Consider the following 23,811-nt stretch of genomic DNA (forward strand, 5'->3'; position numbering starts at 1 on the left):
GGAACAGGCCAAGGGGTTCAGCCTGTACATGCTCAAGGCGGTGATGAGTGGGCGTGGAGATGAAGTGATCGAGTTGGCGCGGACTAACTGGTTGCGCTGATCCAATACTGAGGGAGCGGGCAAGCCCTAACTCCAGTCAGTTAAACCTGTAGTGAGCGGGCTTGCCCCGCGCTGGGCTGCGCAGCAGCCCCGAAACACAGCCCCGGACCTGCCTGGCACACTGCAGCGCTCTTATTGGGGCTGCTGCGCAGCCCAACGCGGGGCAAGCCCGCTCACCACAGGTTACTGTTTGCCCGTTCTATCTCTTAACTGATCGGCATAGCCCCCTCCCACAGTTTTGACCCCGCTCAGTCTCAGGCTTTCGCCGGGCCATTGCCGATCTGCCACACAAACGGCGGCTCGGTGCCATTGATCACCCAGTCCCCCACGATCCGCGCCTTGTAGATCACCGGGTTGTGCGACGACACGGTCCGCGCATTGCGCCAATGGCGGTCGAGGGACTTGCCCTGGCGCACATCCGACGCCCCCAGTGCGTTGAACAACTCACTGGTGGCGCGCTGGATCAGCTCCGACACCACCACTTGCGCGGTGGCTGACTCGATTTCGGCCGCGACGTTGGCTTCGCGCTCGGCGACTTCATCCCCACCGAACCGCGCCAGGTACGCCCGCTGCGCCGGCACGGCGGCTTTCAGCGCGCTGGCTTCGGCGGCGTAGACCAGGGCGGCGACTTCGCCCACCACCTGCTGGATCTGGGCATCCTGGCTGACGTGCTGGGCATTGCCGTGGCTGTAGATGCGCTTGCGGCTGCGCACCTGGTGGGCCACATCGCGCAACGCGGCACGGCCGATACCGGCGAGGCTGGCCAGCAGGACAAGTTGGTAGAACGCGGTCTGGTATTTGAAGCGGGTCGCGAAGTCTATGACGTTTTCCGCCTCCACCACCGCATCGGTAAAGCGCGAGGTGCCGCTGCCGGTGGTGCGCTGGCCAAAGCCGTCCCAGTCATCGCTGTGTTCCACGCCGGGCTGGCGCGCGCGGGTGGCGGCGATCACATCGCCGCCGGTGTCGCTGCGCTGGGCGTACACGTCGATCCAGTCGGAAAAAATACTGCCGGTGCTGTAGAACTTTTCACCGTTGAGTTTCCACCGATCGCCGTCCGGGCTGACCTTGGTGACAACCTCGCCGATGGCCACGGTGCCGATTTCGGTCCAGGCGCAGCCGACGATGTCGCCGTCGACAAAGCGCTTGAACCACAGGTCGCGGCCGGCACTGGGCGGCGCATTCAGGCGGTCTTCGGCAAAGGCGAAATGCCCGCGCAGGGCCTGGGGCACATTGGAGTCGGCCTCGGCCAGTTCGATCAGCAGTTCGAACAGTTGCGGCAGCGAAGCACCGCCACCGCCATATTCCACCGGCACCCGCACCGCGCCGAAGCCGGCTTCCTTGAGCCACTGGATCGGTTCATGGGGCAGGGCGCGGGTTTGTTCGCGCTCCACCGCGCCAGCGGCGATGCGCTGGAAAATCGGACGAAAGCGCGCCGCCAGCGTGGGGTAGTCGACGCCGACAGACAACGGGTTGATAACGTGGTGTTCGGTCATGAGCAAGGCTCCGGGGCAGTGATCGGTGCCGGGAGTGATTGCACACTCCGTGCCGGGTGCCAGGCCCAATGTTTACGGGGGGATGCACGCTGTTTACTGTTGCTCCAGCAACAGCAAACCGACAAAGCGCTGCAATCCCTGACATTGGCATTCCAAGCTTCCCAGCCCCGAATTCGTGTCGCAACCCTTGTGGCGCGGGCGTTTGCCCGCGTCTGGCACGCTTGCTGCTCAACCCCTCAGTACATTCCTTAGTGCGAGGTACCGTTCGATGAGTCAGCAAGCCGTGAAATTTGCCTATTGGGTGCCCAACGTCAGCGGTGGGCTGGTGGTCAGCAAGATCGAACAACGTACCCACTGGGGCATCGACTACAACCGCAAACTGGCGCAATTGGCCGAGGAAGCCGGCTTCGAATACGGCCTGACCCAGATCCGCTTCACCGCCGGCTACGGCGCCGAGAACCAGCATGAGTCCGTGGCGTTCAGCCATGCCTTGCTGGCCGCTACCACCAGGCTCAAGGTTATCGCCGCGATCCTGCCCGGCCCATGGCAACCGGCGCTGGCGGCCAAGCAACTTGCGACCATCGACCAGCTCACCAATGGCCGCATTGCGGTGAACATCGTCAGTGGCTGGTTCAAGGGCGAGTTCCAGGCCATCGGCGAACACTGGCTGGAGCACGACGAGCGCTATCGCCGTTCCGAAGAATTCATCCGCGCCCTCAAAGGCATCTGGACCCAGGACGACTTTACCTTCAAGGGCGACTTCTACCGTTTCAACAACTACACCCTCAAGCCCAAGCCCCTGGGCCAGCCGGAAGTGTTCCAGGGCGGCAGCTCGCGGGCCGCACGAGACATGGCGGCGCGCGTGTCGGACTGGTACTTCACCAACGGCAACACCCCGGAAGGCATCAAGGCCCAGGTCGATGACATTCGCGCCAAGGCCGCTGCCAACAACCATTCGGTCAAGGTCGGCGTGAATGCGTTCATCATCGCCCGCGACACCGAGGAAGAAGCCCGCGCCGTGCTCGCAGAGATCATCGACAAGGCCGACCCGGAAGCCGTGAACGCCTTTGGCGACGCGGCCAGGCAGGCCGGCAAGGCATCACCCGAAGGCGAGGGCAACTGGGCCAAGTCGAGCTTTGAAGACCTGGTGCAGTACAACGATGGCTTCAAGACCAACCTGATCGGCACCCCGCAGCAGATTGCCGAGCGCATCGTCGCACTCAAGGCAGTGGGCGTGGACCTGGTGCTGGCGGGCTTCCTGCACTTCCAGGAAGAAGTGGAGTACTTCGGCAAACGTGTATTGCCGCTGGTGCGCGAGCTGGAAGCCAAGGCCGGGATCAAGCAGGTGGCCTGACCAGGGTTTTCTCCAGGCGCAGGGCCGGGGTGTGGTCTGCGTAGTAGTCGTTGACCTGGGCGAAACGCCGGTAGCCGTTGCGTTCATACAGCGCCAGGGCGCCGCGGTTGTCGGTGCGCACCTCCAGGCGCAGGTGGGCGCACCCGTGCGTCACCCCGCAGGCCTCGACATGGCTGAGCAACTGCTTGCCCAGCCCGAGGCCGCGTGCGTGCTCGGCAATGGCGATGGAATACAGGCGCGCGAACACGCTGCCACGACGAAACAGCACCAGCGCATAACCGAGCAACTGCCCGTCCTGTTCCGCCACCAGCAACTGGCCGTGGGCGCGGCTGATCATCCAGTGAAAACTGCGCGATGAGAGCCGGTCGGTGGTGAAACACTGGTGCTCCAATGCCACTAATGCCGGTATATCACCGGGTAATGCAATGCGAGAGAAAAGAGCCATATAACCGCCGTAAAAGTTGCGTAACGAAACGGGACTTCCCTAAAAGATCGTGCTTAATAGAAAAGGTCGAGTTCTCTAAAGCGGATCAAATATTATGTCGGCGGTACAAGGTCATTGGCGTGAAGTATCCGAGCAAATCGTCGCGGCGACAATAACATCGAAGGGCTTTTTTTCGGCGCCGCCTCGAAGTAACAGTCAAGTGGTGATCATTGTTGAGCGCAAGGAAGATTGGGCCTCCTACTTTCCCAGCGAAGACATCGTCACCGCCCAGGAGTACCTGGAACAAACCCGGCAGAACGAGTCAGGCAAGCGGGTGCAGGTGATCAACCTGTGCCGCAGCTACAAGTACCTGGGGCACGGCTACTACTGCTCGTTGCTGGCCGAAGCGCGCGGACACAAGGTGATTCCTTCGGTGCGCACCATCAGTGAGCTGACCAGGAAGTCGCTGTACGGCCTGGCGCTGGACGACTTGGATAAAACCCTTGATAAAGCCTTGAGTCATCACCTCTACAGTAATACCGAAGGGTTTACCCTGACACTTTACTTCGGCAGGACCACTATAGAGCCGTTGCAGGAATTGGCCCGCCAGTTGTTTGAAACATTCCCATGTCCGATCTTGTTAGTTGAGTTCAGAAAACATAACGGTTGGCATATCGTAGGGGTCAAGTCCGGCGTATTGCACAAGTTACGCGACGACCAGGAAGATCAATTCGCCCACGCCCTCGATAACTTCAGCCGCAGGATCTGGCGCCAGCCCCGTTCACGGCGCCTGGCCCGTTATGACCTGGCGATCCTCCATGATCCCCAGGAGCAATTGCCGCCGTCCAATGCCAAGGCTTTGGATAACTTCATCCGCGTCGGCAAGGGCCTGGGCATCGATGTGGAACTGATCGAGCGCAAGGACTACGCGCGCCTGGCCGAATACGACGCCTTGCTGATCCGCGAGACCACCAGTGTCGACAACCATACCTACCGCTTTGCCAAAAAAGCCGAAAGTGAAGGCCTGGTGGTGATGGACGACCCGGCGTCGATCCTGCGTTGTACCAACAAGGTCTACCTTACCGACCTGCTCAACAGCCATCAGTTAGGTATGCCTGCCACCGAGATTCTCTACAAGGAACGACCGCAGGACTTTGAACGGGTCGGCGAGCGCCTCGGGTTTCCGCTGGTGTTGAAGATTCCCGACGGGTGTTTCTCCCGTGGCGTGATCAAGGTCGAAAGCCAGGCAGCCTTGCTCAAGGCCACCGCCGAGTTGTTCGAGCATTCGGTGCTGCTGCTGGCCCAGGAATTCTTCTACACCGAGTATGACTGGCGCATCGGCGTACTCAACCGCAAGCCGATCTTTGCCTGCCAGTACTTCATGTCCAAGGGCCATTGGCAGATCTATAACCACAAGGCCCTCGGCCAGGCCATCAACGGCGAATGCCGCACCCTGGCCGTCCATGAAGCCCCCAGGGCGGTGGTGGAACTGGCGGTGAAGACCGCCAACCTGATCGGCGACGGCCTCTACGGTGTGGACCTCAAGCAGTCCGGCGACAAGGTGGTGGTGATCGAGGTCAACGACAACCCCAACCTGGATGCCGGCATCGAAGACGCCTACCTGCAGGACGATCTGTACAGCCTGGTGCTGGAAGAGTTCGTGCGGCGCCTGGAGTTGAAACGCCAGGGCCAGGTCTGGTGAGGTTCAAGGCGGTATCTACGGCGGTGGGTGAATCAAGGGCGGGTTTGCAAGGTCAGCACTTCAAAGCCATCCGCCGTCACCGCCACCGTATGCTCCCACTGCGCCGACAGGCTGTTGTCCTTGGTCACCACCGTCCAGCCGTCTTTCAGGCTGCGCACCTTGGCGCCGCCCTGGTTGAGCATCGGTTCGATGGTGAACACCATGCCTTCACGCAGTTCCAGCCCGGTGCCAGGGCGGCCGAAGTGCAGGACCTGCGGTTCTTCATGCATCTGCTTGCCGATGCCGTGGCCGCAGTATTCACGCACCACGCTGTAGCCATTGGCCTGTGCATGGCTCTGGATCGCATGGCCGATATCACCCAGGCGCGCGCCGGGCTTGACCTGGCGGATCCCGGCCCACATCGCCTCGAAAGTCATGTCCACCAGGCGCCGCGCCTTGGGCGCGACGGTGCCGATCATGTACATCTTGCTGGAATCGGCGATAAAGCCGCCTTTTTCCAGGGTGATGTCGATGTTGACGATGTCGCCGTCCTTGAGGATTTCCTTGGCGCTGGGCATGCCATGGCACACCACCTCGTTGATCGAGGTGTTGATGGAGAAGGGGTAGTCGTATTGCCCGAGGCTGGCGGGGCGGGCTTTCAATTCGTTGCGGATAAAGGCTTCGACGGCGCTGTCCAGTTCCAGGGTGGAACGGCCGGCGGCGACAAAACCGTCGAGCATGTCGAACACTTGGGCCAGCAGGCGTCCGGACTCGCGCATCACAGCCAGTTGGGCGGCGGTCTTGATCATCAGCTGCGCCCCCGGATCAGGTCGGGCTTGTCCAGCAACAGTTTGTTGATCAGCTCGTGGTAGGGCAGGCTGGGATTGAGTTCGGCGAGCAGGCCGACCTTGATCCAGAACTCGGCCTGGGCGTTGATGGAGCGGTCCATGGCCGCACTGGCCAGCCGGAGTTGTTCGTGCAGTTGGTCGCTGATCTTGACGATGCCCATGAGGTTCACTGTAGTGGTTGGATATACGAATCGTATATGTTTCATATGTCGTCAGTAAACATGATGTTGACTTGATCCGGATGGCCGGTTAATTTCCAGGCATGACCTATCCAGCCTTCCGCAGCCAGCCAAGCATTATTACCGCCATTCCTCATTTGGCGGGATAGCACACGGCTGCACCCCAACCCGCCTTAGAGGCGGGTTTTGTTTGTTCCGTCTCCAGGGCCTTTAAAAACCAGGAGACACCCATGAGCACGTGCCCCGCACCGCCTACCGCTGATACGGCATTGCTTGAACACTATGTGAAAAAGATCCTCGCCGCGCCGGTCTATGACCTCGCGGTGCGTACGCCCCTGCAAGCCGCGCCGGCACTCTCGGCAATGCTCGGCAACCAGGTGCTGCTCAAGCGCGAAGACCTGCAACCGACCTTTTCCTTCAAGATTCGCGGCGCCTACAACAAGCTGGTGCAGCTTACCGGCGCGCAGAAAGCGCGCGGTGTGGTGACGGCGTCGGCGGGTAACCATGCGCAAGGCGTGGCACTGGCGGCGAAGACGCTGGGGCTCCAGGCGCGGATCGTGATGCCGTGCAGCACGCCGGAATTGAAGGTGCTGGGCGTGCGCTCCCGGGGCGCCGAAGCGGTGCTGCACGGCGAGAGCTTCCCGTTTGCCCTGGCCCATGCGCTGCAACTGGCCGAGATGTCCGGCTGCACCTTCGTTTCGCCCTTCGATGACCCGGAAGTGATCGCCGGCCAGGGCACGGTGGCCATGGAAATCCTGCGCCAGCAACAAGGCCCCTTGGACGCGATCTTCGTGCCCGTGGGCGGCGGCGGCCTGATCGCCGGCATTGCGGCCTACGTCAAATACCTGCGGCCCGAAGTGCGCATCATCGGGGTCGAGCCCGAAGGCTCCAGTTGCCTGCTCGCCGCGCTGCGGGCCGGGGAACGGGTGGTGTTGCCGAGTGTCGACGGGTTCGCCGATGGCACCGCAGTCGCGCAGATCGGCGCCTATGGCTTTGAGATCTGCCGCGATTGGGTCGACGAAGTGATCACCGTCAGCAATGACGAACTGTGCAGCGCGATGAAGTTGATCTATGACGATACGCGTTCCATCACCGAACCTTCCGGTGCGCTGGCGGTGGCGGGGGTTCGCAAGTACGTGGCCAGTCGGGGGGTAAGTGGGCAGACCTTGGTCGCGGTTAATTCAGGTGCAAATATCAACTTTGATAGTTTGCGATATGTTGCTGAAAGAGTGGCGGCACAAGTTGCAGTTTAATTCGAAGCGTGGGGTTAAACGATTAATCGAAGCGGTTCGACGATGATTTAACTGATGTGATCTAAGCTATATAAATTCCTACATTGCTTATGAAGAAAAGTTACAACAAAAACGGAATTTGCCGAGTAGGCTGGTAAAGGTAAGCGTCTTCCAGGGCTGGCGAGACGTGGCAGGCACGCGCCTGCAGACTTATAACAATCGATTGGCAAGTCTCAAAAAAGGAGAGGTTGGCCATGCTTTCGGAATTAGAACTTCGCAGCATTATTGAAGGAAGTTTCCTGCCTAAACGGTGCGAATGCACCAAAGCCGAAGATGCTTCGCTGACGATCAAGGTCTATGACGACCGCGACCGTGACCGGGTGGATTTGGAGGTCAAAGGTATCAATGCTGACAAACTCGACAGCAGTCGAGCTATTTGCAACCTCATTACCGGGTTGCGTGAAGACCTCAAGCACAGCCATGCACCTGTCCAGCAGCGGGCTGGAGGGCGCGGTTACTACTGATCGTTGGTCATGAACGGTGGGCCTGGTAAATGCCAGGCCCAATGCTGTGTATGTTTGCCCATCAATTCTGGAAATCGCAGGCTTCGGACATTTTCCGGTAGCTCACGTCTTCCACTTTGCCCGCCTTGTCCAGGAACTTGATATCCGCATCAATGACTTTGCAGTCGCCGGTTGGGGTTTCGTTCATGGCCAGGACCTTGGTAATGTTCATCGGCATGCCGTAATGATAAGGCACGGGTTTGACCGCCTGGGTTTGATCGTCAGCCTGGGCCAGGCCCGATACTGCCGACAGCGCCAGGGCGCCGCCGAGCATTAAGGTGTGCAGTTTCATGGTGGTGCTCCGCAAGTGAGTGGAATTTCACTCTCGACTTGCGGGATTAACCATCGATTAATTTTGCCCTGGCTGACAAAACCTTCATCCAAGCTGCTGGCGATACGGCAAGTCCGGCCCGGTCTTGCCGCACGTCAGTGCCGCAGCGCGGATGGCGAAGCCGAGCATGGCGTCGATCTGCGCGCGGGTCAGTTGTTGCAGGCCTTGCACCGAGTCCAGCTGGTGCTCGGTCAGCCAGGCAATCAACGCAGCCTGGAAGGTATCCCCGGCACCCACGGTATCCGCCATCACCACGCGCTGTGCCGGTTGCGACCAGGTGCCATGCTGACGGCTGAACACACTGGCGCCATCGCCGCCACGGGTGAGGAACACCAGCTGGCAACGGTGTTGCAGCCAGCCCTGCAGCACGCTTTCCGGCGACTGGCCGGGGTAGAGCAGGTGCAGGTCTTCGTCGCTGACCTTGATCAGGTCGGCATGCTTGGCCAACTCGGCGACGCGGTCGCGCCACAGTTGGATATCCGGCTGCGGATTAAGGCGCACGTTGGGGTCGAGGCTGATCAGGCGCTTGCCGCTTTCGCGCTTGACCAGGTTCAGCAGGGTGTCGCCGATCGGTTGCACCACCAGGGAGAACGAGCCGACATGCAGGCCGCGCACCTCATCGCCAAGGACCGGCAAATGCGCGACTTCCAGCAGTCGGTCGGCGCAGCCTTCACCCCGGAAGTTGTACTGCGGTGAACCGTCGGCGCCCACGGCGACCATCGACAAGGTGGTCGGCGCGGCAAACTCCACCAGGAACCGCTCGCTGACGCCTTCATCCCTGAGCACCTGCAACAGCCGGCGCCCGAGGAAGTCGTTGGACAGGCCGCCGAACAACCCGGCCTCGATGCCCAGGCGGCGCAAACCCACCGCGACGTTGAACGGTGAACCACCGGCAATCGCCTTGTAAGTGACCTTGGAGGCCTGCCCACTGGCATCTTCCTCGCTGAAAAAATCAAACAGCGCTTCACCACACACCAGATACATAGTCGTTCGCTCTTAAAGGGTTGCCACGTGCTGTTGATAGCGTTCGTAAGCCAGTTGGTAGGCGCTGACATTGGCCGCCACCGGCAGGGTACGGCTGGCGGGGTCGACGCTCACGCATTTGTCGCACAGGCTGGCCAGGGACTCGCCGGACTGGCTCCACGCCGCCTGGATCGCCGCGCCCAGGGCGGCGGCTTCGCTTTGTTCGGTGCAGATCACTTCGGTGTTCATGATATCGGCGACCATCTGCCGCCACACCGGGCTTTTCGAACCCCCGCCGATCAGGCGGATGCTCTGGCTTTGCAGGCCGGTGTGACGTAGCAGGTCGAGGCCGTAGCGCAGGCCGAAGGTGGTGCCTTCGACCACCGCGCGGCACAGGTTGGCACGGGTCAGGTTGGTCATGGTCAGCCCATGCAGGCTGCCGGTGGCGTGGGGCAGGGCGGGTACGCGTTCGCCGTTGAGGAACGGCAGCATGCTGACGCCATCGGCGCCAATCGGGGCTTGCTCGACCAGTGCGTTGAAAGCGTTGAGGTCCAGCTCGAACAACTCGCGGATCACCCCGGTAGCGTTGGTCAGGTTCATGGTGCAGATCAACGGCAGCCAGCCGCCGCTGGACGAGCAGAAGGTGGCGACCGACGCCTGGGGGCTGACATTGGGCTGGTCGGCGAAGGCATACACGGTGCCGGATGAGCCCAGGCTCATGGTGATCACGCCGGGGGCGATATTGCCCGTGCCGATGGCACCCATCATGTTGTCGCCGCCGCCACTGGACACCCTGGCATTGGGGTTGATACCCAGGCGTTCGGCGATGGCCGGCAGGATCGTGCCTACGCTTTGATCGGCTTCGATCAATGTCGGCAGCGCAGCTTCAAGGCGGCCGCTGGGGTCGATGTGCTTGAGCAGCGCCATATCCCAGGTGCGGGTGCGCACGTTGAAGTAACCGGTGCCCGAGGCATCGCCATATTCCGCGACCGCGCGGCCGGTGAGCCAGTAGTTGAGGTAGTCGTGGGGCAGCAGCACATGGGCGATGCGCGCGAACACATCCGGGTGCTGCTCGCGGGTCCACAGCAGTTTCGACACGGTGTAGCCCGGCGCAATCGCCACGCCCAGGCGCTCCAGCGAGCCACTCTCGCCGCCCAGGTAGGCCAGCAGGCGCTCGTTCTCCGGCGCGGTTTCGGTGTCGCACCACAGCTTGGCCGGGCGCAGCACCTGGCCGCTGTCATCCAGCAACACCAGGCCGTGCTGCTGGCCGGATACACCGATGCCGAGGATGTCCTGGCCGTCCACGCCGGCCTGTTGCAAGGCGCGGTGGGTGGCTTCGGTAAAGGCGTCCAGCCATTCCTGGGTGTGCTGCTCGCGACGGCCATTGGCGCCGCTGATCAGGGTGTGCGCGGCGGCGCCCAGGCCCAGTACCTTGCCGCTGGACGCGTCGAGGACGATGGCCTTGGTGCCTTGGGTGCCGCAGTCGATGCCGAGGAACAGGTTTTGCTGGGTCATGAGGGTGTGCTCAGCAGTGTTATTTTTTTGGATTGGCAACCCGGTCCAGTGTGGGAGGGGGCTTGGCCCCTCCCACACTTAAATCGGTTTCTTCAGGAGGTGCTTCAGGGTAGCGGTTACGCCTTTGTCACGCAGGCTCCCATAGCACCGCTCGAACGCTGCCACAAACCCAGGCGAGTTGGGAATAGCCGTGCCAAAAATCTCTTCCACCCCCAGCAACCGCTGGCTGATCAGTGCATCGTCACTCACCAGCCCCTGGCAGAACTCGGCGCGCGGATCTGGGATCGTGTAGCTCACGCCATTCTCATCCACACCCTTCAAATACAAGGCCCACGCCGCGACCACCAGCGCCGCACGCTCGGTCTCGCGCCCATCGGCTATCAGGCGGTTGATGGTCGGCACGGTGAACTTGGGAAACTTCGACGAGCCGTCCGAACACACCCGTTCCAACTGGTCGGCAATCGCCTGGTTGGAGAAGCGGTCCACCAGGGTCTGCTTGTAGTCGGTCAGGTCGATGCCCGGTACCGGCGCCAGGTTCGGCGTGACGTCGAGGTCCATGTAGGCGCGCATGTAGGCCACGAACAGCGGGTCGTTCATGGTCTCGTGCACAAACCGATAACCCTTGAGAAACCCCAGGTAGGTCAGGGCCAGGTGGCTGCCGTTGAGCAAGCCGATCTTCATCTCTTCATAGGGCGTCACATCGTCGGTGAACTGCACGCCGACCTTTTCCCATGCCGGGCGGCCGTTGACGAATTTGTCTTCCAGCACCCACTGCACAAAGGGTTCGCAGACCACCGGCCAGGCATCGTCGATGCCGTGTTCATCGTGCAGTTGCAAGCGGTGGGCGGTGCTGGTCATCGGCGTGATGCGGTCGACCATGGCGTTCGGGAAGCTCACATGGGCCTTGATCCAGTCATGCAGCTCGGCATCGTGCAGGGCGGCGAACGCCAGCAGTGCCTTGCGCGTGACAGCGCCATTGTGGGGCAGGTTATCGCAGGACATCACGGTAAACGCCGGGATGCCGGCCGCGCGGCGCTGGGTCAATGCCGCGCAGATAAAACCGAACACGGTTTTTGGCGACGACGGATGAGCCAGGTCGTGCTGGATCTGCGGCAGGTGGGCCATGAATTCGCCGTTGCTGTCGTCGATGCAGTAGCCGCCTTCGGTGATGGTCAGCGAGACGATGCGAATGGCGGGGCTGGCCAGTTTGTCGATCAATGCCTGGGCGCCGTCTTCGGCCAGCAGCATGTCGCTGATCGCGCCGATCACACGCACTTCGGTGTCGTCGGTGTCGCCCAGTTCGTACAGGGTGAACAGGTAGTCCTGGCAGGCCAGGTCGTCGCGGGCCTTGCGGTCCTCGCTGCGCAGGCCGACGCCGCAGATGCTCCAGTCCAGGCCCTCGCCGGTGTTCATCAGTGCATCGGTGTAATAGGCCTGGTGCGCGCGGTGGAAGCCGCCGACGCCGATATGGGCGATACCTTGGGAGGTACTCGCAATGGCATAGGCCGGCAGTTTGACTTCCGGCGCCAGCTGGGTGAGGTTCTGCTTATTCAGTTTCATCGGTCAATACTCGCGAAATCAGGCGGCGGCGCGCAGTGGACGGGCCACAGCAACACCGTCGGTGTCGAACAGATGGCAGTGCGCCGGGTCCAGGTGCAGGTGCAGCGTTTCGCCATACTGGCTGGCCATGTCGCCGCGAATCCGCATGGTCAGCGGCTCGCCGTTCGAGGTGATGACGTGGCAGAAGGTGTCGCTGCCCAGGCGCTCGCCGACGTCGGCGGTGACGGTCAGGGTGGTTTGCCCAGGCGACGCGATTTCCAGGTGCTCCGGACGAATGCCCAGGGTCACCGCACTGCCCACGCTCAGGCTGGCGCCGCTCAGCGGCAGGCTGATCAGGGTGCCGGCGTCCAGCTGCACCTCACAGCCCTGGCCGTCGACGCGGGTGACCTTGCCTTTGAGGAAGCCCATTTTCGGCGTGCCGAGAAAGCCCGCCACAAACAGGTTGGCCGGCTGGTGGTACAGCTCCAGCGGCGAGCCGACCTGCTCGATACGCCCGCTGTTCAACACGACCACCTTGTCGGCCAGGGTCATGGCTTCGACCTGGTCGTGGGTCACGTAGATCATGGTCGCTTGCAGCTCTTTGTGCAGGCGCGACAGCTCCAGGCGCATCTGCACGCGCAGGGCGGCGTCGAGGTTGGACAGCGGTTCGTCGAACAGGAAAATCTTCGGGTTGCGCACGATGGCGCGGCCGATCGCCACGCGCTGGCGCTGGCCACCGGAGAGTTGCTTGGGCTTGCGTTCCAGCAGCGGGCCCAACTCGAGAATGCGTGCGGCTTCGTTGACCTTGCTCTCCACCAGCTGCTTGTCGACGCCGGCCAGGTCCAGGGCAAACGACATGTTCTTGCGCACGCTCATATGCGGGTACAGCGCGTAGGTCTGGAACACCATGGCCAGGTCGCGTTTGGCTGGGGTGACTTCGGTGATGTCGCGGCCATCCAGTTCGATGGTGCCTTCGCTCACCTCTTCGAGGCCGGCGATCAGGCGCAGCAGGGTGGATTTACCGCAGCCCGAGGGGCCGACGAAGACTACGAATTCCTTGTCGTTCACTTCCAGGTCGATGCCCTTGATGATCGAGAAACCTTCGAAGCCTTTTTGCAGATTCTTGATTTTGAGGTTGGCCATGATGGGCCCTCCGCTAGAAATTATTATTTAACTGCACCGAAGGACAAACCGCGCACCAGCTGTTTCTGGCTGATCCAGCCAAAGATCAGGATCGGCGCACAGGCCAGGGTCGAGACGGCAGACAATTTGGCCCAGAACAAGCCTTCGGGGCTGGAGTAGGAGGCGATCAGTGCGGTCAAGGGCGCGGCGTTGGACGAGGTCAGGTTCAGCGACCAGAAGGCCTCGTTCCAGCACAGGATCAGCGACAGCAACACCGTGGAGGCCAGGCCGCCCTTGGCGATCGGCAGCAGCACCCGGACCATTTCCTGCCACAGGGTGGCGCCGTCCAGGCGCGCGGCTTCGAGGATGTCCTTGGGGATGTCCTTGAAGTAGGTGTAAACCATCCAGACCACGATCGGCAGGTTGATCAGGGTGTAGATGATGATCAGCGCAATGCGCGTGTCCAGCAGGCCAAAGCTCTTGGCCAGCAGGTAGATCGGCATCAGCACGCCCACGGGCGGCAGCATCTTGGTGGAGAGCATCCACAGCAGCGTGCTCTTGGTGCGTTTGGTTTCGTAGAACGCCATGGAGTAGGCGGCCGGCACCGAAATCAGCAGGCACAGGGCGGTGGCGCTGAATGAAATCAGCACCGAGTTCCAGGCATAGCTGAAGTAGTTGCTGCGCTCGTTGATGTGCAGGTAGTTCTCCAGGGTCGGCGTGAAGATGAACTGCGGCGGCGTGGCGAACGCGTCGATTTCGGTCTTGAAGCTGGTCAGCACCATCCAGAAGATCGGGAAGAAGATCAGGATCGCGATGGCCCAGGCCAGGGTGCCGAGCAACAGGCTTTGCAGGCGGCGGGATTGTTGAAGCGTCATGGCGCGGCCCTCAAGGCTTGTCAGTCAGGTTTTTGCCGATCATCCGCACCAGGATGATCGCCGCGATATTGGCGATGACCACGGCGATCAAGCCGCCGGCCGAGGCCATGCCCACGTCGAACTGCACCAAGGCCTGGTTGTAGATCAGGTAGGCGAGGTTGGTCGAGGCGTAGCCGGGGCCACCGTTGGTGGTGGTGAAGATTTCGGCGAATACCGAGAGCAGGAAGATGGTCTCGATCATCACCACCACGGCAATCGGGCGGGCCAGGTGGGGCAGGGTCAGGTGCCAGAAAATCGCGATGGCGCCGGCACCGTCCAGGCGCGCAGCTTCCTTTTGTTCCTGGTCGAGGGACTGCATGGCGGTCATCAGCAGCAGGATGGCGAACGGCAGCCATTGCCACGACACAATGATGATGATCGACAGCAGCGGATAGTGCGCCAGCCAGTCCACCGGCTCGGCGCCGAAGAACTTCCACACGGCGGCGAGAATCCCCGACACCGGGTGGAAAATCAGGTTCTTCCAGATCAGCGCACCGACGGTGGGCATGATGAAGAACGGCGAAATCAACAACACCCGGACGATGCCACGCCCGAGGAACTCACTGGCCTCCAGCAGCGCACTGATCAACACGCCGAACACCACGCTGATCAACAGCACGCTGCCCACCAGCAACAACGTATTGGTGGCGCCGGGCAGGAAACCCGAGTCGGTGATGAAGTAGGTGAAGTTCTCCAGCCCCACGAATTGGTTCTCGCCGGGGTAGAGCAGGTTGTAGCGGATCAGTGAAAAGTACAGGGTCATGCCCAGCGGCACGATCATCCACAGCAGCAGCAGGGCGACCGAGGGCGTGACGAGGAACCAGCCGGGGTTGGCCAGGCGGTTTTTGGCGGATGTATTCATGATAATCAAGGCCAGTGCGGAGCAAGGATCGGAGTGCGGTCAGTGTGGGAGGGGGCTTGCCCCCGATGGCGGAGTGTCAGTCGATGAATCAGTTGGCTGATCCACTGCCATCGGGGGCAAGCCCCCTCCCACATTTGACGGTGGTGACGCTCAGGTTACTTGGGGTAACCGGCCCGCTTCATTTCCCGCTCGGTGGTGGTCTGCGCGGCGGTCAGTGCAGCATCGACCGTTTGCTGACCGGTCAGCGCGCCGGAGAAGAACTTGCCGACCTGGGTCCCAATCGCCTGGAACTCGGGAATGGTCACCAGCTGGATACCGATATACGGCACCGGCTTGAGGGTCGGTTTGGTCGGGTCGGCGACTTTCAGCGATTCCAGGGTCACCTTGGCGAACGGTGCAGCCTTCATGTATTCGTCGCTGTAGGTCGACTTGCGCGTACCTGGCGGCACGTTGGCAACGCCGTCGGTCTTGGCGACCAAGGCACCGTATTCCTTGGAGGTGGCCCAACTGGTGAACACCTTGGCGGCGTCCTTGGCCTTGGAGCTGGTCGGGATCGCCAGGCTCCAGGAATACAGCCACGACGTGCCCTTGTCGGTTTTTTCGTGGGGGGCAAAGGTGAAGCCCACATGGTCGGCCACTTTGCTTTGGGTCTTGTCGGTGACGAACGAGCCGGCGACGCTGGCATCGACCCAGATCGCGCACTTGCCGCTGTTGAACAGCGCCAGGTTTTCGTTGAAACCGTTGCTGGAAGCACCCGGCGGGCCGGATTTCTTCATGTTGTCGACGTAGAAGTTCAGCGCGTCCTTCCACTCGGGGCCGTTGAATTCAGGCTGCCACTTTTCATCGAACCAGCGCGCACCGTAGCCGTTGGCCAGGGTGGTGATCAGCGCCATGTTCTCGCCCCAGCCGGCTTTGCCGCGCAGGCACAGGCCGTATTGCTCTTTGCTCTTGTCGGTGAGTTTGGTCGCGAATTCGCCGATCTGGCTCCAGGTCGGATGTTCGGGCATGCTCAGCCCGGCGTCCTTGAACAGGTCGGTGCGGTAATAGGTGATCGAGCTTTCCGCATAGAACGGCAGGGCGTACAGCGAACCCTTGACGGACAAACCGTCACGCACGGAAGGGAATACATCGTCGAGGTCGTAGGACGCCGGCAGGTCCTTCATCGGCTCCAGCCAACCCTTGGCGCCCCAGAGTGCGGCTTCGTACATGCCGATGGTCAACACATCGAACTGCCCGCCCTGGGTGGCGATGTCGGTGGTCAGGCGTTGGCGCAGCACGTTTTCTTCCAGCACCACCCAGTTCAGCTTGATTTCCGGATGCTCGGCCTCGAAGGTTTTCGAGAGCTTCTGCATGCGGATCATGTCGCTGTTGTTGACGGTGGCAATGGTCAGGGTTTGCGCGCCAAGGCTGACGGCGCTGAGGGTCATACAGGTACAGGCAAGCAGAGCTTTTGCTGTGAACTTCATCGCGCACTCCATTTCCGCGCCCAGGGGCTACGGAAGGACAGTTATTGTTGTTGTGTCTTCCTACGGGGAGTCAGGAAGAGTGTGCGTTGATTACAGCCTTCAAATGGGGTTGTGACAAATCCTTGGGAGCACTTGGACTGATACTTTTTTGCACTCGGGTGAGGGCTGCTTTTTGACCCTCGCGATATTCAGGCCCAGGGAAATCTGCAGGTGCGCTGCTCAGGCAGGTGTTGAACGACGCCATGAAGTGATGGTGTTGGCACCCTTTGCATGGCGTTCATCTTTCTTCAGGGGGCCGCGTCTTTCAGCAGCTTCATCACCGGCGGCTTATCGGTATCCTTGTGGGTGGCGGGTCCCATGACTTCCACCTGATGGATTCGCAGGGCTTGGCCGTTGCTGGTTTCGAAGTCTATCCAGAACTTTCCTTCCCCATTGGTTGTGGCGTTTCTTACCCAATAAGTGCTCATTTCGGAGTGGCTCATAATGTTGGGGGAAGTATATGAGCCCCCCGCATGCGTTACCTTCAAGTAACTGCCCGTTAAGCGCACACGACAATAAATAAGCACGGTCAGCTGACTGCGAGGAGGAAGGATTTCGCTGAAAATCCTGCTTGCCTTCTGGACAAGCCAGACTGTTCTGCCACTTACATCGTCAAGAATGATATTGCCGCCGCCTGTCCATCCATGTTTCTCGCCCTCGTCAGCAAATACGACACGATGGTGGATGATGGATTTTTTTATGGGGTTGACGTGTTGTTGGGCTCATTTCTCGATCCTCGAATTAAGTGAACGCGGTCATTCAGGAATGATGTGCACGCTCATTTAAGGAGGGGGTGTCCGATGGCGATACTGTGAGAACTACCAGTTCCGACCGACGGGGTTAACGGTAAAGTGCCCCAGGCGTGCAATGCTGTTGGCGTCCGCGATTTGTTGCGCCAGGGGCAGGGCAATGATGACGGTCTTCAGATGAGATGTGACAAGTCCTTGGCTACACGTGGACTGCTGCTTTTGCACGGGTGAGGGCGTCTGTTCACGGAGGTTCGGGCAAAAGCGCTGCCTTCAGTCGCAGTCGTTTTTGCCCGGAGCCTCAGTTGCCTATCCTATAGGCGGGGCTTGGGGAGTGCGGTAAACCCATTTATCCAGGCACTATCTGTCGGAATTATAGGACCGGTTCCCATCATTATTTGCATATTGTCGAGCTCCCATGGGTTCATGACTTTTGTGAATGTCTAGGATGAAACAGGTGCAAACCTATTTCAGGCCTAGACAGGTATCGATGACTCTCTGGATTTCTTCATCAAGTGGCCTGACCGTTTCCATTGGGTCTCCATCCTGATTCGGCTATACAGTTTGTTGGGTGACGGCTTGCGTTGTGTCAAGGCTGATTGGTCGGGTCAGATCTCTAACCCGGGCAATATCAAATCTGCGCTGTGCCATTGCATTGATATCAAAGGCACCGACGTTATATTTTGGTCCCGTGAATAAGTTGCCAAAATGGTTGAGTCCTTTGCCGACTTCGCCACTGTTCAGTGTTTTTTCCAGCCCGGCTTTCATTGATGTTTCTGAATTGAATGTCGCCAACCCATAGTTGGGATCGTAATAAAACCAGTTTTTTTTGCTGGCGTCGGCGGGGTCGATCCTAACCCCCGCGAGCATGCCATGATCTTTCGTGGCGATCAGCAAGGTCTTCGAAGTCTCGGCGTTACCCAGTGTTGTGCCAATATCCTTGTAGGGCGTGAGGACGCCTGAGGTCCCGGTTTGAAAGGTGCTTTGTCTGTCTACGTTAGCTTGCAACGCTGACAACTCTGAGATGAATTTGGAACCGCCAGCGGACTTCGGGTTGGCCATGGCCATATTCACGTTATCGATCACCGTGTTTTCGGTGCCCTCCGAGAGCGCGAGCGCCATCGTATTGGACAGGGCAGCACATTCACCGTCTGAGCCTGGTTGTGTCAGGGCAAGATAAAAGGCTTGGGACATTCCACGACTGGTTCCGCCCGCACCCTCTACTTCTCGATTGAACGTCTCCATGCTGATGCGGGAATCGGCAATGATGAGTTTTTCCCGTTGCCGAACCAGGCTTCCCACTTGTTCGGCGCTTAGCTGGCTGTCTGCAATCAGTTGTTTGATTCGGTCTTTGCCCATGTCGCTGCTGTAGCCCGGTATAGTTTCCGGTTTCAAGCTGTTGTAGCCGGTTTTAAAGGCTTGCTCATCTCTTAGCTGCGAGTTCACGACGTTCATCTCGAATCTGGCGGGCATATCCGGATCGGGTTCGGCATTGGAAAAAAAGTCAAACAGGCCATTGACGTTGCGTTGGTTACTTTCGGGCACGAATCCTTTTAGCGCAGGTCCATCAGCCGCCATTGTCTTGGGGTTATAGGCATACCACTCGCCGTCCTGGAACATGGCCGTGAGCTTGACAAGTGCAGAGTTATCGCCACTTCTCACCGTGCCATCAGCCATGTCCGCAGTCGGCACAAACGCCTCTCCAGTTGGCCTTGTATATTGGCCGCCCTGCATTCTGCTCACGGAGCTGAACGCCTCCTCGGTGCCGGTGGCAGTCAGGTCTTGGAGCACAATGCTTTCTGTTTCCTCGATCCCAAACCTTTCGACGAATTTCGCCGAGGCCTTGGCCGCCGCCCAGGCCGCGCCGGATTTGGCCACATTCCAGAGTTTGCCGACGCCCTCGGTAAATACGTAGATCGCGATATCAACGCCCAGGTCTTTTACCGCGTCCGCATATTCACCGTTGTAGATGTCCACGAGGCTCGAGCCTCCCGGGAAGAAGCGCAAACCTTTTTGGAAGTAGTCACTGAGCTCCAAACCGTTTTCAACAGCGTTGTTCAGCCCACGTTGTGTAGCGAGTACAGCCGCCTTGTTCAAGTACACGCTGTCAACCAGCACCTCGGAGAGGTGCTGTATTCTCGTTCCGTCATAGCTGGAAAGGTCAGTTTTGTCGTTCTCCGCATATAAGGGTCGCCTGCCGTGTGCAAAGTGATCCGGGTCGACGAGGCTGCCTTGATCAAGGCGTGTTATGAGGACCTCGGATTTGATGTTCGGTTTTGGTTCGGCGTTGGTTTGAAACGCGGCTGTATCGACGGTTTCTTCGGTGGTTTGGCCGTAAGGTGCTCTCTGTTCGATATTGGGGACCGGCACTATTTTTCCATAGGCTGGATAGATCGCGAACGTTCTGGACTGCTCCTTATGGGTGAACTGCATCAGGATGCCACTACCGGTGCCTTTCACTTGCAGGATTGTCGCGGAGCCATTGTTGACGATGTCTCGGTCCGCCAGCGGGAGCTGGCTGAACATGTTTTTGAACAGGGAAATGGTGTGGGTCCTGCGTAGGGCGAAGTCTTTTTCAAATTCCCGATTGAATTCCTTGTTGATATCAACCAGCGTGGCGCGTGCGCGAAGGGCATCGAAGTCGGGCCCCCTCTCTGACTCCCAGCGCCAGCCTTCATTCAGGCGGCCGGATTCATAGACCTCGACAATACTTGCCCGAGTATTGGAAAACATTCCTAACGGGCCAGCCATTTCAGTGAGGTACGGACGCTTATAGGGGATATCGGCACCCCATTTTTCCCTCAGCTCTAACAGGGCCATTTCCCTTCTGCTTGGTGGGTCGAAATTACTCAAGTAGTGCCTGGCCCTGGAGATATCATCATTTTGTTTTTTGAGCTTCTCCTGGCTGCTGGCGAGCTGTTCAAGGGTGTATTCGTCCTTGTCATTTCTCACGATATGGCCATTCACGATGGCCCAATCCAACACCGGGTTCATCTGGGCGACAGAGTGCAGTTGGGATTCACGTTCGGAAATGGGGCTGATCCGATGAAGGTCCATGACTTGCCCGAAGGTCATACCCGAGGCGGCACCAGGAGCATTCAGTTCGATCCGATTGACGGCGGTCATAAAGCTGACCCATTCGGTCGAGCCCAGTGTCAAGGCCGGTGGCACATCTTTAACCAGCAGATGGGGCGCCCCCCCCGTCATCAACAGGTGCGCGGCGACGGGCGCAAGGTTTGCCGGGATCTTTCCATTTTTGGTCAAGTGGTTGTTGAACCGCTCACGAATCTTGTCCGTGCCCAATCCCCACATATCCGTATGCATCAGATCAAAGCCTGCGAGGCTATTGCGTGAGGTGTCGGCCTCGGGATCAAGCTCCAGTACCAACGCGGTCAGTAGCCACTGCTTGAGACTGGTCGAAGTGACTGCACCCTTCATCTCGGTTTGCAGATTCGTTGCCAGTTCCAGGGCGCTGTCGCTGGACAGCAGTTGGTCCAGCGCTTGGGCAGGGCTGTTGCTGAGCTTGGGCACTTGGGCATTCAGGTAGCTCAGGAGGTTGGGATGGGTGCCGATGGATTGTTTTACGAAGGTACTCACGGCCTCGCGTTGGGCCTTGTTCAGCGGGAGGGCCGTGGCCAGAAACCCCCAGTTATTACCCAGTGTCGGCGCTTGCGGCAGGGGAGTCTGCAGAGCCTGTAACAGGTTACCGATCTGTTCGGCCGATTTCGCCTCGTACCAACCCCGATCCGCGAGAAATTTCTGCACGGTTGTCACGCCTTTAGGCTGATGGGACGAATCCGGGTCGACAATGAAGCGCGTGGTGTCGTCGTTATCGATGTTGCCCTGCTTGAGCTGATTGATCAGCGCATACCGATCGTTGCTGTTACCCAATGCGGTTTTTTGCTGGTTCAGCCCATTCACTATTCGTTCCGGGTGGTCGGGTTTCCTTGGGAACTTCTTCGTGCTGCCCAGATGCGTCATGCTGCGTTCGAATGCCGGGCTGCGGGGGGCCGTATCGATGCCATAAAAACGGCCTATCCAGCCCAGCGGCACGGCGTTGCTGCCGGCTTGAGACAGCGTGATCTGCATCATAGGCGTCGTAAATACCTTGGCGGCGTGGAGTACCGGGGCCAGTACGTCGAAATGCTCGGGGTAGTTTTTCGCAAAGTCGGCGGCGCTGAAGCGCCGGTCAACGCCGTTGATTTTACCGATCAGCGCTTCGCCATCGGAGGCAAAGCGCAGAGAGGTCAAATCAACGTTGTATTTCTGCGCCCAGTCGGTAAAACCACGCGCCTTGATGGCTTTGTGCAGGTAACCGAGCCATTGGCCGAACAAGCTGTCAGTCGGGATCGGTCCGACCATCCTCGTCGAGGCTTGGGCGGGATTGTTTTTCAGCCCGCGCATTGCGCGATACGTGGCGGTGGCCAGTGCGCTCTCGGCGCTGGCCAGGGCGTCTTGCGGGGACGGTGCGCGCTCCACCGTCGCGCCGAGACCCGACTCCGCAGCGGCCGCCAGGGTTTCAAGTTCAGAGCCGGTAATGGGTGTTTTGGTAAGCTGTTGAGTGATTGCGTACTGAAGCTCACCTACAGCCGTAGACGAAGTGCTGTCCGCGCGGGGGGCAGTGAGTGCCTTGAAACCGTTGTTACGGGACATCTCGATACTTTTATCGAGAAGCGAGATCAGCTCGCGTTGCCGCCAGTCGGCTTGTTGGCCGTTTTGTTGACGCGGGATCTCTTCGTTGTAAAAGCGCAGGACATCATACAGCGATGCAGAGGGCGGAGTCGGGTATTGAACAAGACGCTCCTGTCCAGCGTCCATCTGCTGGACTGCATCTTTTATTTCTTCCCAGACGACACCCCAGCCCGAAAGATCGTTCGGCTTAAAGAGGGTGTCCTTGCCATTCACCTTGCCTGTCAGGTCACCGGTGACGGGGTGGATACGCACGCTGCGGGGCTCAACGTTGTGCTCTTGTACAAAGGTGGTAAAGGCACTGCCGGTCAGCGCACCCAGGAGGTTTTTGCGCACCTGGTTGAAGGTCGAATATTCCGGGATATTTGTGAGCACTGGCGGGAATTTGTCGCCTTCGATTCGGGCTTGAGGTACGAACCTCATCAGGGCCTGGCTGCACTGCTGCGCCAGGGTTTGATCGGCTTCCTGGACCTTTTGCTCCGCAGTCAAAGGTGTGAACTGCTCAAGTCGCAGTTTCAACTGATCCGGCGGCAAATCCATGATCCGTTGGCTGGCTTCTCGCTGTCGCTGTTTGACCGGTGCGTAAACGGCCGCGAAGTGCGGGTCGGTGTTGCTGAAGGCGCTGAAGGTGCCCTCGCGCTGCAATTGTCTGATGCTGAGCAGGATGTCGTCGGTTTGAATTCTGCCCAGTTGCGTGCCGTAAAACGAGGCTATGTTGTAAGCCGATGCGTGTTCCCTATCGTGGAAAATGACAGCGCCTTGTTTCCCCGCGAGGACTTTTCTGACTGCGCCTACCACTTTGGCCGCCGCAGCTTTCCAGTCCGCGTCCCGATGCAGGTAGAGGTTGACCGGGACGTTGTCGCGCATTTCGGTCAGTTGTCCCCTGGAGTTGATCGTCAATCCAGAAACATCGATCTTCCTGGCTTCGGCAAACGATTTGAACGGTTCCGAGTGCAGCGCATCGGCCAGTTCGGCCCAGGCTTGGCCGAAGGTTGAGTCGGCCGGGATGGTCACCTTGTCCTCGGCATCGCTGGAGTGACCTTTCTCGACGGCAAGCCGTTGGCGCATCAAGCTATTGGCCACACCTATGGCCAACTGCCGGTCACCACTGTCGACCAGGGCATTGGTGAATTGGCGCAGCGCCGCAGTGCGTGTTGGGGAGGCCGGTTCAGGTGTATGCAGATCTCGGCGTAACCGCGACGGCACAGGGCGAGTGCGGGGCGTGTCAGGTGTTGAGCCGTCAAGTATTTCCTGGATCAGTTGAGCGTAAGTTTTTTGCGAGTCGAGGGCGCTTGGCTGGTTCAGGTGTTGCTCCACCTGATTGCGCAGCGCTGTGTCCGTCAGTGGCTCATGACTGCTTTTAACCAACTGGCTGATGCGCTCGGCTACGCTGGGTTGTTCCTTTGTCACGGCGAACCTGAGCAATTGCTCGATACGTTTACCGGCCGGCGCCAGTCCATCACTCGATTGAGCGGACGCGGGGAACGTTTGAATATCCTTGAGGCGTTTATGAAAAAACTCGATGACTTTAGAGGTTACTGAGCCTATGGGGGGCGTGGGCCGATTCAGCTCGCTTGGAATCGTGGTGCTGACAGTGTGTGGCGGATTAAAGCTGATCATGGGACTGTCCTTTTACCGACGTATTTATAAGAATGGCCTCTCGACAGATACAGAGAGGTACTTCAATACGTGGCCAAGGGACTGATGGGCGTTCCTGTTCAGGGCTGTGAGAACGTTGAGTGATTGTAAGTC

The 23,811-nt window shown here is 59.6% G+C and carries 17 protein-coding genes and 1 pseudogene; 4 read left to right on the top strand and 14 right to left on the bottom strand.

All coding sequences use genetic code 11. The features are described from left to right. Positions 1–353 precede the first annotated feature (353 nt). A complete protein-coding gene (locus tag J1N02_RS27675) occupies positions 354–1,592 on the bottom strand; it encodes an acyl-CoA dehydrogenase family protein (protein WP_092357835.1) in 1,239 nt (412 codons plus the stop codon). A gap of 268 nt (positions 1,593–1,860) precedes the next feature. Here J1N02_RS27675 and sfnG point away from each other — a divergent pair, with 268 nt between their 5' ends. Beyond that, positions 1,861–2,946 (top strand): dimethylsulfone monooxygenase SfnG, encoded by a 1,086-nt coding sequence (gene sfnG, locus J1N02_RS27680; protein ID WP_092357837.1) that lies wholly within the window; start codon positions 1,861–1,863, stop codon positions 2,944–2,946. Here sfnG and J1N02_RS27685 read toward each other — a convergent pair. Then, a pseudogene (locus J1N02_RS27685) lies at positions 2,942–3,391 on the bottom strand (GNAT family N-acetyltransferase); the annotation flags it as partial. The gene sfnG and the pseudogene J1N02_RS27685 sit on opposite strands and share 5 nt — an antisense overlap. A 94-nt stretch (positions 3,392–3,485) precedes the next feature. On the opposite strand from J1N02_RS27685, the gene J1N02_RS27690 reads away from it, so the two are divergent. Continuing rightward, complete coding sequence (locus tag J1N02_RS27690) at positions 3,486–5,072, top strand: RimK family protein (RefSeq protein ID WP_098479682.1); 1,587 nt, start codon at positions 3,486–3,488, stop codon at positions 5,070–5,072. A 32-nt stretch (positions 5,073–5,104) separates the two neighbouring features. On the opposite strand, the gene map is transcribed toward J1N02_RS27690, so the two are convergent. After that, positions 5,105–5,860, bottom strand: a complete 756-nt coding sequence (gene map, locus J1N02_RS27695; protein WP_092357841.1) for a type I methionyl aminopeptidase — start codon at positions 5,858–5,860, stop codon at positions 5,105–5,107. Further along, positions 5,860–6,060: a ParD-like family protein gene (locus tag J1N02_RS27700; protein WP_027606410.1), complete on the bottom strand. Its 201-nt coding sequence runs from the start codon at positions 6,058–6,060 to the stop codon at positions 5,860–5,862. Before J1N02_RS27700 ends, map begins: the two co-directional genes overlap by 1 nt. A gap of 248 nt (positions 6,061–6,308) precedes the next feature. Here J1N02_RS27700 and ilvA point away from each other — a divergent pair, with 248 nt between their 5' ends. Further along, positions 6,309–7,331: a threonine ammonia-lyase, biosynthetic gene (ilvA, locus tag J1N02_RS27705; protein WP_421148059.1), complete on the top strand. Its 1,023-nt coding sequence runs from the start codon at positions 6,309–6,311 to the stop codon at positions 7,329–7,331. A 233-nt stretch (positions 7,332–7,564) separates the two neighbouring features. After that, a complete protein-coding gene (locus J1N02_RS27710; RefSeq protein WP_027606409.1) occupies positions 7,565–7,834 on the top strand; it encodes a DUF1652 domain-containing protein in 270 nt (89 codons plus the stop codon). Positions 7,835–7,895: 61 nt separating this feature from the next. Here the strand turns inward: J1N02_RS27710 and J1N02_RS27715 are convergent, their stop codons facing one another. The 10 genes from J1N02_RS27715 to J1N02_RS27760 form a co-directional block, all read right to left on the bottom strand. Further along, positions 7,896–8,165, bottom strand: a complete 270-nt coding sequence (locus J1N02_RS27715; RefSeq protein WP_421148060.1) for a DUF2790 domain-containing protein — start codon at positions 8,163–8,165, stop codon at positions 7,896–7,898. An 84-nt stretch (positions 8,166–8,249) separates the two neighbouring features. After that, on the bottom strand, positions 8,250–9,188 hold the full coding sequence (locus J1N02_RS27720) for a carbohydrate kinase family protein (protein ID WP_108574329.1): 939 nt from the start codon (positions 9,186–9,188) through the stop codon (positions 8,250–8,252). A 12-nt stretch (positions 9,189–9,200) separates the two neighbouring features. Next, positions 9,201–10,682: a xylulokinase gene (xylB, locus tag J1N02_RS27725; protein WP_027606406.1), complete on the bottom strand. Its 1,482-nt coding sequence runs from the start codon at positions 10,680–10,682 to the stop codon at positions 9,201–9,203. A gap of 78 nt (positions 10,683–10,760) precedes the next feature. Then, complete coding sequence (locus tag J1N02_RS27730) at positions 10,761–12,242, bottom strand: mannitol dehydrogenase family protein (protein ID WP_421148061.1); 1,482 nt, start codon at positions 12,240–12,242, stop codon at positions 10,761–10,763. A gap of 18 nt (positions 12,243–12,260) precedes the next feature. Next, positions 12,261–13,364: an ABC transporter ATP-binding protein gene (locus J1N02_RS27735; RefSeq protein ID WP_421148062.1), complete on the bottom strand. Its 1,104-nt coding sequence runs from the start codon at positions 13,362–13,364 to the stop codon at positions 12,261–12,263. A 23-nt stretch (positions 13,365–13,387) separates the two neighbouring features. Next, positions 13,388–14,218 (bottom strand): carbohydrate ABC transporter permease, encoded by an 831-nt coding sequence (locus tag J1N02_RS27740; protein WP_027606403.1) that lies wholly within the window; start codon positions 14,216–14,218, stop codon positions 13,388–13,390. A gap of 10 nt (positions 14,219–14,228) precedes the next feature. Next, entirely contained in the window at positions 14,229–15,119 is an 891-nt protein-coding gene (locus J1N02_RS27745) for a carbohydrate ABC transporter permease (protein ID WP_051429369.1), read from the bottom strand. A gap of 155 nt (positions 15,120–15,274) precedes the next feature. Continuing rightward, on the bottom strand, positions 15,275–16,585 hold the full coding sequence (locus J1N02_RS27750) for an ABC transporter substrate-binding protein (protein ID WP_368962054.1): 1,311 nt from the start codon (positions 16,583–16,585) through the stop codon (positions 15,275–15,277). Between the two features lie 287 nt (positions 16,586–16,872). Next, positions 16,873–17,052, bottom strand: coding sequence for a hypothetical protein (locus J1N02_RS27755; RefSeq protein ID WP_169898189.1), 180 nt, complete (start codon positions 17,050–17,052; stop codon positions 16,873–16,875). An 873-nt stretch (positions 17,053–17,925) separates the two neighbouring features. Next, entirely contained in the window at positions 17,926–23,679 is a 5,754-nt protein-coding gene (locus J1N02_RS27760) for a hypothetical protein (protein WP_421148063.1), read from the bottom strand. Between the last annotated feature and the right edge of the window lie 132 nt (positions 23,680–23,811).

The organism is Pseudomonas sp. NFX5, from assembly GCF_049132125.1.
GTDB lineage: Bacteria > Pseudomonadota > Gammaproteobacteria > Pseudomonadales > Pseudomonadaceae > Aquipseudomonas > Aquipseudomonas marginalis.